This is a genomic window from Rathayibacter sp. PhB1, from assembly GCF_004362935.1.
Classification (GTDB): domain Bacteria; phylum Actinomycetota; class Actinomycetes; order Actinomycetales; family Microbacteriaceae; genus Rathayibacter; species Rathayibacter festucae.
In genome coordinates this window covers 182,787-194,665 of the sequence record NZ_SNYD01000002.1, presented here as the reverse complement: position 1 = coordinate 194,665, position 11,879 = coordinate 182,787, and the positions used below count along the sequence as shown (strand labels likewise).

Below are 11,879 nucleotides of genomic sequence, written 5' to 3'. Positions count from 1 at the left end.
CTCAGGCTCCTTCAACTCGTAGAACGGACGTCACGGCGCCGACGAACCCGTGGGATTGGAGAGCGGTGACGGTGGCCGCCAGATCGGACTCTGCCGCGGCGTGCGTGCCGATGACCAGGGTAGCGGTCGGCTCGCGCCGCTCCGCACCGGTGTCGGCGAGGGGGTCGAGCACGGGCGGCGTCTGCACGAGCGTCTCGACGGAGACCCCGTGCTCGGCGAAGACGCCGGCGATCTGGGCGAGCACGCCGGGGCGGTCGAGCACCTCGAGCGTCACCTGGTAGCGGGTGGTGACGTGCCCGATCGGCAGCACCGGCAGTCCGGAGCTGGCGCTGGTGACGAGGCCGGGGCCGCCGACGACGTGGCGACGGGCGGCCGAGACGACGTCGCCGAGCACGGCCGAGGCGGTCTCGACGCCGCCCGCTCCCGCGCCGTAGAACATCAGGCTGCCGGCGGCCTCCGCCTCGACGAAGACGGCGTTGTTCGCGCCGTGCACGGCGGCGAGCGGGTGCGTGCGGTGCACGAGCGCGGGGTAGACCCGCGCCGAGACGCCCTCCTCCCCCGTCTTCGCGTCGACGAGGCGCTCGCAGATCGCGAGCAGCTTGATGACGTAGCCGGAGGCGCGGGCCTGCTCGACCTGCTGCTGGGTGACGCCGGTGATGCCCTCGCGGTGCACCAGGGAGACCGGGACGTCGGTGTGGAAGGCGAGCCGGGCGAGGATCGCCGCCTTCTGCGCGGCGTCGTAGCCCTCGATGTCGGCGGTCGGGTCGGCCTCGGCGTAGCCGAGCTCGGTGGCGAGCGCGAGCGCCTCCTCGAGGGTGGCGTGCTCGGTGTCCATCCGGTCGAGGATGAAGTTGGTGGTGCCGTTCACGATGCCGAGGATCCGGTGCACCCGGTCGCCGGCGAGGCTGTCGCGAAGCGGGCGGATGATCGGGATCGCCCCGGCCACCGCGGCCTCGTAGTTGAGCTGCGCGCCCACCTGGTCGGCGGCCTCGAACAGCTCGTTGCCGTGCGCGGCGAGCAGCGCCTTGTTGGCGGTGATCACGTCGGCACCGGAGGAGATCGCCTTGAGGATGTAGCTGCGCGCCGGCTCGAGGCCGCCGATCAGCTCGACGACGATGTCGGCGCCGAGGATCAGCGCCTCGGCGTCGGTGGTGAGGTACTCCCTCGGGATGTCCGCGGTGCGCGGTGCGTCGAGGTCCCGGACGGCCACGCCGGCGAGCTCCAGCGGCGCCCCCACGCGCTGGGCGAGCTCGTCGCCGTGGTCGAGCAGGAGGCGCGCCACCTGGGCACCGACGGACCCGGCGCCCAGCAGGGCGACGCGGAGGCTGCGGTACTCGATCATCGGAGGATGGCCTTTCGTTCGATGCCGGCATCGCGGCGGAGGAGGTCGTCCTCGGTCTCGCCGTGCACGATGACGCGCGCGACTCCGTCCCGGACGGCGACGACCGGGGGGCGGCCGAGGTGGTTGTAGTTGCTCGAGAGCGACCAGCAGTAGGCGCCGGTCGCGGCGACGGCGAGCAGGTCGCCCGGCTGCACGTCGGCGGGGAGGAAGTCGTCGTGGACGACGATGTCGCCCGACTCGCAGTGCTTCCCGGCCACGCGCACGAGGGCGGGCTCGGCGTCGGAGACGCGGTTGGCGATCCGCGCCGTGTAGTCCGCGCCGTAGAGGGCGGGCCGCGCGTTGTCGCTCATCCCGCCGTCGACGCTGACGTAGCGGCGCACGCCGTCCGTGCCGACCGCGACGTCCTTGATGGTGCCGACCTCGTAGAGGGTCAGCCCGGCGGGCCCGATCAGCGAGCGGCCCGGCTCGATGGCGATGTGCGGCACCGGGATCCCGCGGCTCGCGCACTGCTCGCCGACCGCGTCCGCGATCGCCGCGGCGATGTCGTCGATCGGGGTCGGGTCGTCGGCGCTGGTGTAGGCGATGCCGAAGCCGCCGCCGAGGTTGAGCTGCGGGACCGGGCCGTCCGCGAGGAGCCCCGCGTGCACCGCGAGCAGTCGCGAGGCCGACTCGGCGAAGCCGGCCGAGCCGAAGATCTGCGAGCCGATGTGGCAGTGCAGGCCGAGGAAGCGCAGGCTCCCGTGCGAGCGGATCCGCGCGACGGCGTCCGGGCAGTCCTCGAGGGTGATGCCGAACTTCTGGTCCTCGTGCGCGGTGGCCAGGAAGCTGTGGGTGTGCGCGTGCACGCCGCTGTTCACCCGCAGCCGCACCGGCTGGACGCGGCCGTGGCGCTCGGCCGCCGCGGCGACCCGCTCGATCTCGAGCACGCTGTCCAGGACGATCGCGCCGACGCCGGCCTCGACCGCCCGGTCGATCTCGGCGAGCGACTTGTTGTTGCCGTGCAGGCCCATGTGCTCGGGCTCGACGCCGGCGGCGAGCGCGACGGCGAGCTCTCCCCCGCTGCAGGTGTCGATGTTCAGGCCCTCGGCCCGCATCCAGCGCGCGACCTCGGTGGAGAGGAACGCCTTGCCGGCGTAGTAGACGGTGACGCCGGTGCCGATCCGGCCGAGCTCGCGCTCGAAGGCCTCGCGCGTCACGACAGCGCGGCGGCGGGCGTCGTCCTCGTCCACGACGTAGAGCGGGGTGCCGAAGCGGGCGGCCAGCTCGGTGGCCGCGACGCCGGCGATCTCGATGCCGCCGTCCGCCGAGCGGAGCGTGCCGCCGGACCAGACGCCGTCGGCGAGCGCGTTCGCGTCCTCGGGGCGGTGCAGCCAGTCCGGAGCGAGGGGATGACGGGGGGCGCGGACGGGTGCGTCGGCGTGTGCCACGGGTGAGACCTCACAGGAGAGAGTGGGAGCGTCACTGCGTGGCGAGCGAGTCCGGATTGACCCCTGAAGCCAGCAAGATCCTTGAGAGTGCTGTCGGTGGCAGTGCTCTCGGTGCGCGCACTGCCGGCGTTCGGCCCGCGGGACACGCGGGCACAGGGCTCCGATCCTACCGGTCGGGCGCTGCGCGTCCGTCGCGGGTCAGGAGCAGACGCCGGTCTCCTGCTGCGCCGGGTCGCTGAGGAACGTCGGAGAGAGGTCGAAGGAGGCGTCCAGCGAGTCGGCCGTCACGGCGACGTCGGTGAGCGCGAGCCCCTGCGGCACGGCGTCGGCGATGCAGACGGAGCGCGCGGCGAGCAGCCCCTCGGCCACGGCGCCGAAGCGGTCCTCGACGTCGGCGGCGCTGATCGTGGTGCCGCCCGCCGTCACCTCGGACGGCGTCAGCTCGATCGCGCCGTCGGCCGCGCCGAGCTCGATGCCGACGCCCGCGGCGAGGGTGAGCCCGAGCACGTCGACCGAGGTGTTCACCCGCACCAGCGGCGGGTCGAGCGTCACACCGTCGATCGGCACCTGGCTCCGCGCGGCGACGAGCGTGCTCACCGAGTCGGGGTCGAGGGCCACGGTCGCGCGTCCCGCCTCGAGCGGACCGTCGCCGCTCGCGGGGACGCCCTCGAGGGTCGCGTCGACATCGCCGTTCAGGTCGCCGAACGCGACGTCCTCGCTGCGGATGTCGAGCCGGTCGAGCGAGCCGGCGATCAGCTGCGGCAGCACCGCCCAGCCGGCGACCTCGACCTCGACGGGGTGGTCCGCGGGGAGCGAGAGCGCCTCCCGGATGCTCGACGACGCGGTGTCGGCGACGGCGCGGCGAGCGAGCACGTCGCCGACGACGGCGGCCACCGCCAGCAGCACGATCACGATCACGGCGACGATCGCGATCCGGCGTCCGCGGCGCGGCGCACCGGCGTCGGCGGCGGTCACATCCGGTCCGGAGCGGTCACGCCGAGCAGCGAGAGCCCGTTGCGCAGGACCTGCGCGGTCGCGTCGTTCAGGCGCAGGCGGGTCGAGTGCACGGCCTCGATCGGGTCGTCGCCCTGCGGGACCACGCGGCAGTTGTCGTACCAGCGGTGGTAGAGGCCGGCGATCTCCTCGAGGTAGCGGGCCACGCGGTGCGGCTCGCGCAGCTCGGCCGCGAGAGCGACGATGCGCGGGAACTCCTGCAGTCCGCCCAGCAGCGCCGACTCGCTCGGGTGCACCAGCGTCTCGGGGGCGAACGGCTCGCGCGGCACGCCCGACGCCTCCGCCTTGGCCGCCACCTGCCGCGTGCGGGCGTGCGCGTACTGCACGTAGTAGACGGGGTTGTCGTTGCTGCGCTTGGTGAGCAGGTCGAGGTCGATGTCGAGCGAGGAGTCGGCCGACGATCGCACCAGCGAGTAGCGCGCGGCGTCGACGCCCACGGCCTCGACCAGGTCCTCCATCGTCACGACGGTGCCCGCGCGCTTGGACATCCGGACCGCCTGCCCGTCGCGGAGCAGGTTGACGAGCTGCCCGATCAGGATCTCGAGGTTCACGCCCGGGGTGTCGCCGAAAGCCGCGCACATCGCCATCATCCGGCCGATGTAGCCGTGGTGGTCGGCGCCGAGCATGATGATCGCCCGGTCGAAGCCGCGCTCGCGCTTGTCGAGGTAGTAGGCGAGGTCGCCGGCGATGTAGGCCGCCTCCCCGTCGCTCTTGATGATGACGCGGTCGCGGTCGTCGCCGAAGTCGGTGGTGCGCAGCCAGGTCGCACCGTCGGCCTCGAAGATGTGGCCGAGCTCGCGGAGGCGCTCGATCGCCCGCTCGACGGCGCGCGACTCGTGCAGCGAGTTCTCGTGGAAGTAGACGTCGAAGTCGACTCCGAACTCGTGCAGGCTCTGCTTGATCTCGCCGAACATCAGGTCCACGCCGATCGAGCGGAAGGTCTCGTTCAGCTCCGCCTCGGGCAGGACCGAGAGGTCGCCCGGGTAGGCGGCGACGACGCGATCGGCGATGTCGGCGATGTAGGCGCCGCCGTAGCCGTCCTCCGGAGTCGGCTCGCCGCGGTAGGCGGCCAGGACGCTCCGGGTGAAGCGGTCGATCTGCGCGCCGTGGTCGTTGAAGTAGTACTCGCGGGTCACCTCGGCGCCCTGCGCGATCAGCACTCGGGCCAGGCTGTCGCCGACCGCCGCCCAGCGGGTGCCGCCGATGTGGATCGGGCCAGTGGGGTTCGCGGAGACGAACTCGAGGTTCATCTTCAGACCGGAGTAGGCGGAGCCGGTGCCGTAGGACTCGCCCGCGTCGACGATCGCGCCGGCGAGCGCGCCCGCGGCGGCGGCGTCGAGCCGGACGTTGAGGAACCCGGGTCCGGCGACCTCGACCGAGGCCACGCCGTCGACCGCGCCGAGGCCCTCGGCGAGCTCGGTCGCCAGCTCGCGCGGGTTCGCCCCGGCCTTCTTCGCGATCTTCATCGCGATGTTCGAGGCCCAGTCGCCGTGGTCGCGGTTCTTCGGTCGCTCGAGCACGACGTCGCCGAGCGCGACCTCGGCGTCGCTCCCTCGTCGCTGCACGGCGTCGAGGACGAGGGCGTGCAGGGAGGCGGCGAGCTGTTCGGGAGTCACGGGGCACGATTCTACCGGCCGGTCCCCACGCGCCTTCTTCCTGCCAATCGGGCCGCCGTCGTCATGCTGATCGAGTAGCCGGCGCAGCCGGCGTATCGAGATCCACCGCTTTCATGCTGATCGAGTAGCCGGCGCAGCCGGCGTATCGAGATCCACCGCTTTCATGCTGATCGAGTAGCCGGCGCAGCCGGCGTATCGAGATCCGCCGTCACCGAGAGCCCACCTGCCGGACCCCGCCCGCCCACGCCCCGGCGCCCCGCCCGCCGCGATTGCTAGTGTGCAGCGCATGCGCCGACCCGCCGCCCTCGCCCTGATCGTCGCCGTCGCGGCCCTCGCCGGCTGCGCGCCGGCCGCGGATCCGGCGCCGAGCGCGAGCGACGCGGTCACCGGCACTCCGATTCCCGTCACCTGCGAGCAGCTCGTGCCCGCCTCCGCCCTGACCGGGCTCTGGGCGGGCTTCTCCCCCAGCGACGCGGTGGAGCCGACCGCGGTCTCCGCCGAGATCGCCGGCTACGACGGCCTGGTCTGCGGCTGGGCCGACTCCGAGGGCGCCGACTTCCAGCTGGCGGTCGCCCGGCTCGACCCGGCCGTCATCGAGGCCCTCAAGAACGAGTTCTTCACCACGAGCGAGGCCGTCCCCACCTACGGTCGGCCCCCGGAGATCGAGGGCTACTACGAGGTCGCCGACAGCCGGGGCATCGCGGACGCCTTCATCGGCGACCACTGGCTCGAGGCGTCCAGCGCGTCGTTCGTCGAGCCGGGCGACCCAGAGCCGCTCGTGCGCGCGGCGCTCGCCGCCCTCGCCGGCTGACCACCCGGTCGGAACGTGCGGGCTCAGCCCAGGCGCACCGGCGAGACGTGGTCGTCCTCGACGACCTCGTCGCAGGTCGCCTCGACGTTCATCGTCTCGAGCCGCAGGTCGGTGAGGTAGCTGCTGAGGAAGGCGGTGTCGGCGGTGTCGCGGCCGGAGGAGATCCGGAGCATCGACGGCCGCGGAGCGAGCCGGGTCGCGTCGACCACGTGCCAGGCCCCGTCGACCCAGGCCTCCGACACCGCGTGGAAGTCGCGCGGCTCGAGGCCGGGAGCGTAGACGGCGGTCACCCGCGCCGGGATGTCGAGCGCGCGCAGCAGCCCCACGACGGTGTGCGCGAAGTCGCGGCAGACGCCCTGCCCGCTCTCGATCACCTGCGCGGCTCCCCCGGTCGCGACCGTCGAGCCGTAGACGTAGGAGAGGTGCGCGTGCACCCACTCCTCGACCGCGGCGAGCGCCTCGAAGCCCCGCGCCCGGCCGAACTCGCGCCGGGCGATGCCGCCGAGCGCGTCCGTCTCGGCGTAACGGCTCGGCCGCAGGTACTCGACCAGCTCGAGCTCGCTCGGCTCGTCCGGCACGCCGCGCCCGGAGACGCGGCCGCGGTACTCCACCTGCATCGCTCCGGCGTTCGCCGCGACACGGTGCACCCGCGCGCCGTGCCGCGCCGGGAACTCCCGCACCTGGACGGGCTCGCCGTCCAGAGTGACGGTGAACGAGTCCTCGAACCCGTCTCCGGTCGGCGTCGCCGCCAGGAGGAAGATCAGGTCGGTCGGCCCGTTCAGTCGCAGGCCCAGCGAGGCGGAGACGGTGCGCAGCATGCCCCCATCGTGGCACGACCGCACGGCCCGCCAGGGCGTCCGGCGGCGCCCACCCCGGGTGCTAATGTTGACAGGCACTCCTGGCCCCCATAGCTCAGGGGATAGAGCACTGCCCTCCGGAGGCAGGGGCGTAGGTTCGAATCCTACTGGGGGCACCACTCTCGAAGGCCCGGGATCGCGCGGAAGGCAGCGTGAACCGGGCCTTCTTCGTTCCCGCCCGCTTTCTCAAACGGCCGCCTCGACCAGGTCAGGGTCCTGGGTTCATCAGCCGCCGCCAGTGGCCGCGCGCCGCGGTCGCCGGAGACGCTCGACGACGCCGAGCACCCCGGCACGCACGGCCTCGGTCCTCCGCTCCGTGAGCGCGCCGAAGGCCCAGCCCACGGCGCAGGCGAGGAGCGCGAGGGCGAGGACCCCCGCCCAGCTCGCCACCGACGGCTGCCACCAGGCCGACGGCGGCGGGAACAGCAGCGCGTGGAGCAGCATCAGCACGGGCACGTGCGTCGCGTAGAGCGAGACCGAGAACCCCGAGACCCAGGTGCCGCCGCGCAGCAGACGGTCGAGACTCTTCCCTGGAGTCCCCTCGGAGTGGCACAGCACGACGACGAGGGCCGCCGCCGCGATCGTCGTCGCCCACGTCGTCCAGCCGAGGTCGTCCGGGCCGGCTTTCGCGAGCCGGTCGACCGACATCGCCGAGATCACGAGCAGGAGTACCGCGACGATCGAGGCGGCGGTGCCCTTCCGCCCGAGCCGGGCGAGGAACCGCGTGGCCGCCGCTCCCCTCCAGGCGACCGCCGCACCGGCGAGCCACGCCAGGAAGAGGCCCGTGCCCGCCGGCCCGAGAACGAAGACGACCACGACGGCGGCCGCGGCGCACAGCACTCTCCGCCGCCCGGAGCCGCGCGTGAGCCCGACGAGGAGCAGCGGAAACAGGAGGTAGTACCCGGCCTCGTAGCCGATCGACCAGAGCGGCTGGTCGGTGCCGAAGGGCCGAACCAGGTGCGGCTGGAGGAAGACGACGTTGCCCAGAGCCCCGAGGATGCCGCCGTCGACCTGGGCGGAACCGCCCGGCGCGTACTGCGGCCGGTCCAAGAGGAAGGCGACGCCGACGGCGTCGAGGACGGCCGTGAGCACGAGGGCCGGGATCAGGACGAGCCACAGCCGGGTCAGCCGGGAGGTGAGATACCTCGTCCAGCTGAAGGCGTCGCGGGACAAAGCGCTGAGAACGGAGCCGCCGACGAAGAAGCCGCTCAGGACGAAGAAGACGATGACGGCGCCGTGACCGAGGGACGTCAGCGCGTAGAGCGCGCTATCGGCGGGGCCGAGTCGCGTCTCAGCAGCCGGAACCAGGAAGGCCTGTCGCACGTGGGCGACGAGAACGAGCAGCGCGGCGCAGGCCCGGACGGAGTCGAGGGCTCGGTAGGTCATCGCGGCCGCTCCGTCCCGTCACCCGGACGCGGCGGAGCTCGCGGCGATCGCAGCGGGGGACGTCAGCAGGTTGCCGCATCGGCGCCGGCCCTCGTCCTCAGGACGCTGCCGGCGGCGGAACTGGCGCGGGACGGCGCGTCCACCACTCTCCGCGACGGCGCGTCCACCACTCTCCGCGACGCCGTCGTCAGGGGTTCAGATCGAACCTCTGCGCTCGGCGAGCGCACGTCGACGAGCAGTAGGGCTCGGCCGCGGGGGTCGTCTTCCCGCAGTACTCGCAGGGACGTCGGAGGAGAGCACCGACAATCCGGGCGAGGAACGAGGGTGGTCGAGAGATCTTCATGAGCATCAGCGCACCGTATCCATGCGACTTTCGGGTCGTCGCATCTTGACGCATTGTACGACCCCCGTAGGGGTCCATGAAGGGTGAAATCCCGTGCAACTCCTGACAGACACCACGATCCGTGTCACGCGCGCGGGCACGTCCGAGCGGCTCCTCCACCCCGCACGGGAGCCGGCTGGAGCGGGCGCACGGAGCCTGCACCTCCCCTCTGCCCCGCCGAGACACGCTCGGCGCACACGCCGTTCCTGAGAGCGGCGTCGTAGGGTGAGCGCGTGAAGATCCTTGTCGTCGAAGACGATCCAGCCATGGGCGAAGCACTCGTGGGCGGCCTAGAAGACGCCGGCTACGAGGCGGAGCTGACGACGAACGGCATCGACGCGCTCGTCGCGTTCAGCAACGCCGAGTTCTCGGCCGCCATCGTCGACGTGATGCTCCCCGCGATGTCGGGCTTCGAGATCTGCCGGCGCATCCGCGAGCTGGGCCGCTCCACGCCGATCCTGCTGCTCACCGCCCGCGACTCCGTGGAGGACCGCGTCTTCGGCCTGGACGCCGGCGCCGACGACTACCTGACGAAGCCGTTCGCGTTCACCGAGCTCAACGCGCGGCTGCGGGCGCTGCTGCGGCGGAGCCCCTCGCTGATGTCCACCTCGATCGAGGTCGGCCGCATCACGGTGGACGGCTCGAGCATCCGCCGCACCGCCGACAACACGCGCATCCACGTCAGCCCGAAGGAGCTCGAGCTGCTGAAGCTGCTCATCTCGCCGGTCGGCTCGGTCGTCACCCGCCAGCGCATCCTCTCCGAGATCTGGGGCGGCGGCGAGATCGTCGACAACAACATCGTCGACCAGTACGTCAGCTACCTCCGCAAGAAGCTGCCCGCCGAGGACACCGGGGTCAGCATCGTCACGGTGCGCGGCAAGGGCTACTTCCTCCGCCCGGTCGAGTAGCCGCATGGCCGCTCCGAGCCCGCTCGCCGCGGCGCGTGCCGCGAGGCGGCGCTCGGGAGCGCTGTCGATCCGCGCCAGGATCACGGTCGGCTCCGTCGCCGTCGCGACCGTGCTCTTCGCCCTCGCGGCGATGCTCTTCTACCAGGTCGTCACCGGGATCGTCGAGCGCAGCGAGCGGACGATCCTCGTCTCGATCGAGGACGAGATCCGCCGCGACATCGCGGCCGGCGACGTCCCTCGGGTCCGGGACTCCTCCACGGGACAGCTCTACCTCGCGATCACCCCGGACGGCGCGGTCGACGCGACCACCATGCCGACCGAGGTGCGCCGCTCGGTGCAGGCGGAGCTGCGCGACCGCGCGGCCGACGCGGTGCCGCGCTACACCGAGGTCGCCACCGCCACCACGCGCTACCTGGTGCGCATCACCGCGGTGGAGGGCGAGGACGGCACCTGGAGCGTCGCCACCGCACGCGACCAGGCCGCGTCGCAGCTGGTGCTCGACGACTTCGCGCACGTGCTGGTGTACGCGGCGATCTTCCTCGTGGTCACCTTCGGGCTCGCCTCCTGGATCCTCACCGGAGCGGCTCTGGCCCCGGTGCGCCGGATGCGCGCGCGCGCCGACCAGATCGCCGCCGACCCCACTCCCGGCGATCAGCTGCCGGTCGTCGGCACCCGCGACGAGATCGACGAGCTCGCCGAGACGCTCAACGCGTTCCTCGCCAAGCAGACGGCCTCCCTGGCGCGGGAGAAGCAGATGGTCTCGGACGCCAGCCACGAGCTGAGGACGCCGCTCGCCGCGCTCTCGGCCCAGCTCGAGATCGCGCACCACCGCGTCGAGGACCCGGTCGCCGTCGACCGCGTGATCCTCGACGCGCAGAAGAGCGTCGACCGCCTGGTCCGCCTCGCCTCCGCACTGCTGGACATCTCCCGGATCGAGAGCCGGTCGGCCCGGCCCGCCTCGCCGTTCGCCGAGCTGGTCGACGAGCTGGTCGGCGCGGTCGACCGCACCCGGCTGCTCGCAGCCGAGTCGGACGTCGAGATCGACTACGAGATCGACGAGCGCGAGCCCGCCCGGCTCTACGCCGTCGCCACCCAGGACTTCGGCCGGGTGATCGACAATCTCGTCCGCAACGCGATCCAGGCGATCGGCCACGGCGGGACGATCGTCGCCGCGCTCGCGCAGAAGGACGGCCGGCTGCTGCTGACGGTCTCCGACGACGGCCCGGGCATGCCGGCGGAGTTCATCCCGGTCGCCTTCGACCGCTTCTCCCGTCCCGACGACTCGCGCACGATCGCCTCGGGCGGCAGCGGCCTGGGTCTCGCTCTCGTGCACACGACCGTGCTCTCCGGCGGCGGGACGGTCGCGCTCTCCAACAGGGAGCCGCACGGCCTCGCGGTCGACATCGTTCTACCTCCGGTGGGCTCCGCCGCCCGCTGAGGCGACGGCCCGGCGCACGGGCCGTCCGATCAGGACGGTCCGGTCACCACGGCCCGGACGCGACGAAGGCCCCCGGATCGCTCCGGGGGCCTTCGAGGTGGGTCAGCGCCGCTCGTCCTCCGGACGGATCGGCACCGGCTCCGCGTCCGCGGGAGGCGGCGACCAGACCGGCGCCGTCGACTCGGCGGGGGTGCCGTCGAGCAGGTTGCGCGCGCGATTCACCACCTCGGGGTCGACGATCACCGAGTAGCTGGTGGCGATGACCTGCATCGTCGAGGTGAAGTCGCGGCGGCGGCGGTTGACCGCATAGGAGGCCAGGCCGAAGAGCATGCCGAAGCCGGCACCGAGCAGCACGGCCGCGATGAGGAAGGAGAACTCGGTGGCCGGCGAGAAGATGATCAGCAGCAGGCCGAGGAAGACACCGAGCCAGGCGCCGGAGGCGGCGCCGGCGAGAGCGACGCGGCCCCAGGTGAGCTTGCCGGTGACGCGCTCCACGCTCTTGAGGTCGTTGCCGAGGATGGCCAGCTGCTTGACCGGGAAGTCGGCCCGCGCGAGGACGTCGACGGCCTGCTGCGCCTTCTCGTAGGTGTCGAAGGTGGCGAGGATCTCGCCGCGCGGGATCGTCGGGGAGGCGGCGCCCCGGCGGTTGTTCATGGGCATCTGCTGAGTCACCTGCTCAGACTGTCACAGAGGACTTG

General features: G+C 72.6%; 10 protein-coding genes and 1 tRNA gene. 4 read left to right on the top strand and 7 right to left on the bottom strand.

Going from position 1 to position 11,879, the window contains the following annotated elements; all coding sequences use genetic code 11:
• Window position 1: 1 nt before the first annotated feature.
• The 4 genes from EDF17_RS05090 to argS form a co-directional block, all read right to left on the bottom strand.
• Window positions 2-1,342 carry a homoserine dehydrogenase gene (locus EDF17_RS05090; RefSeq protein ID WP_123445472.1) on the bottom strand — a complete coding sequence of 447 codons (1,341 nt, stop codon included), beginning with the start codon at window positions 1,340-1,342 and terminating at the stop codon, window positions 2-4.
• The gene (lysA, locus tag EDF17_RS05085) at window positions 1,339-2,769 is read right to left on the bottom strand and encodes a diaminopimelate decarboxylase (RefSeq protein WP_123445471.1); all 1,431 of its coding nucleotides are present in this window, start codon (window positions 2,767-2,769) and stop codon (window positions 1,339-1,341) included. The genes EDF17_RS05090 and lysA overlap by 4 nt, the downstream gene beginning before the upstream one ends.
• A 198-nt stretch (window positions 2,770-2,967) precedes the next feature.
• Window positions 2,968-3,744 (bottom strand): DUF2993 domain-containing protein, encoded by a 777-nt coding sequence (locus EDF17_RS05080; protein WP_123445470.1) that lies wholly within the window; start codon window positions 3,742-3,744, stop codon window positions 2,968-2,970.
• On the bottom strand, window positions 3,741-5,399 hold the full coding sequence (gene argS / locus EDF17_RS05075; RefSeq protein WP_123445469.1) for an arginine--tRNA ligase: 1,659 nt from the start codon (window positions 5,397-5,399) through the stop codon (window positions 3,741-3,743). The genes EDF17_RS05080 and argS overlap by 4 nt, the downstream gene beginning before the upstream one ends.
• Before the next feature lie 286 nt (window positions 5,400-5,685).
• On the opposite strand from argS, the gene EDF17_RS05070 reads away from it, so the two are divergent.
• Window positions 5,686-6,210: a hypothetical protein gene (locus EDF17_RS05070; RefSeq protein ID WP_133671903.1), complete on the top strand. Its 525-nt coding sequence runs from the start codon at window positions 5,686-5,688 to the stop codon at window positions 6,208-6,210.
• 23 nt (window positions 6,211-6,233) lie between these two features.
• Here the strand turns inward: EDF17_RS05070 and EDF17_RS05065 are convergent, their stop codons facing one another.
• Window positions 6,234-7,028: a transglutaminase family protein gene (locus tag EDF17_RS05065; RefSeq protein ID WP_123445467.1), complete on the bottom strand. Its 795-nt coding sequence runs from the start codon at window positions 7,026-7,028 to the stop codon at window positions 6,234-6,236.
• A gap of 83 nt (window positions 7,029-7,111) precedes the next feature.
• On the opposite strand from EDF17_RS05065, the gene EDF17_RS05060 reads away from it, so the two are divergent.
• A tRNA-Arg gene (locus EDF17_RS05060) sits at window positions 7,112-7,186 on the top strand.
• Window positions 7,187-7,292: 106 nt separating this feature from the next.
• Here the strand turns inward: EDF17_RS05060 and EDF17_RS05055 are convergent.
• Window positions 7,293-8,453 (bottom strand): acyltransferase family protein, encoded by a 1,161-nt coding sequence (locus tag EDF17_RS05055; RefSeq protein ID WP_123445466.1) that lies wholly within the window; start codon window positions 8,451-8,453, stop codon window positions 7,293-7,295.
• Window positions 8,454-9,068: 615 nt separating this feature from the next.
• Between EDF17_RS05055 and EDF17_RS05050 the strand changes: the two genes are divergently transcribed.
• Entirely contained in the window at window positions 9,069-9,743 is a 675-nt protein-coding gene (locus EDF17_RS05050; protein ID WP_260300519.1) for a response regulator transcription factor, read from the top strand.
• Between the two features lie 4 nt (window positions 9,744-9,747).
• Window positions 9,748-11,181 (top strand): HAMP domain-containing sensor histidine kinase, encoded by a 1,434-nt coding sequence (locus EDF17_RS05045; RefSeq protein ID WP_123445464.1) that lies wholly within the window; start codon window positions 9,748-9,750, stop codon window positions 11,179-11,181.
• A gap of 102 nt (window positions 11,182-11,283) precedes the next feature.
• On the opposite strand, the gene EDF17_RS05040 is transcribed toward EDF17_RS05045, so the two are convergent.
• The gene (locus EDF17_RS05040) at window positions 11,284-11,835 is read right to left on the bottom strand and encodes a general stress protein (protein WP_185019952.1); all 552 of its coding nucleotides are present in this window, start codon (window positions 11,833-11,835) and stop codon (window positions 11,284-11,286) included.
• Window positions 11,836-11,879 lie beyond the last annotated feature (44 nt).

Coding starts and splice junctions, on each gene's coding strand:
- EDF17_RS05090 (WP_123445472.1), bottom strand. CDS start 1,342: ATGATCGAGTACCGCAGCCTCCGCGTCGCCCTGCTGGGCGCCGGGTCC.
- EDF17_RS05070 (WP_133671903.1), top strand. CDS start 5,686: ATGCGCCGACCCGCCGCCCTCGCCCTGATCGTCGCCGTCGCGGCCCTC.
- EDF17_RS05065 (WP_123445467.1), bottom strand. CDS start 7,028: ATGCTGCGCACCGTCTCCGCCTCGCTGGGCCTGCGACTGAACGGGCCG.
- EDF17_RS05055 (WP_123445466.1), bottom strand. CDS start 8,453: ATGACCTACCGAGCCCTCGACTCCGTCCGGGCCTGCGCCGCGCTGCTC.
- EDF17_RS05045 (WP_123445464.1), top strand. CDS start 9,748: ATGGCCGCTCCGAGCCCGCTCGCCGCGGCGCGTGCCGCGAGGCGGCGC.
- EDF17_RS05040 (WP_185019952.1), bottom strand. CDS start 11,835: ATGAACAACCGCCGGGGCGCCGCCTCCCCGACGATCCCGCGCGGCGAG.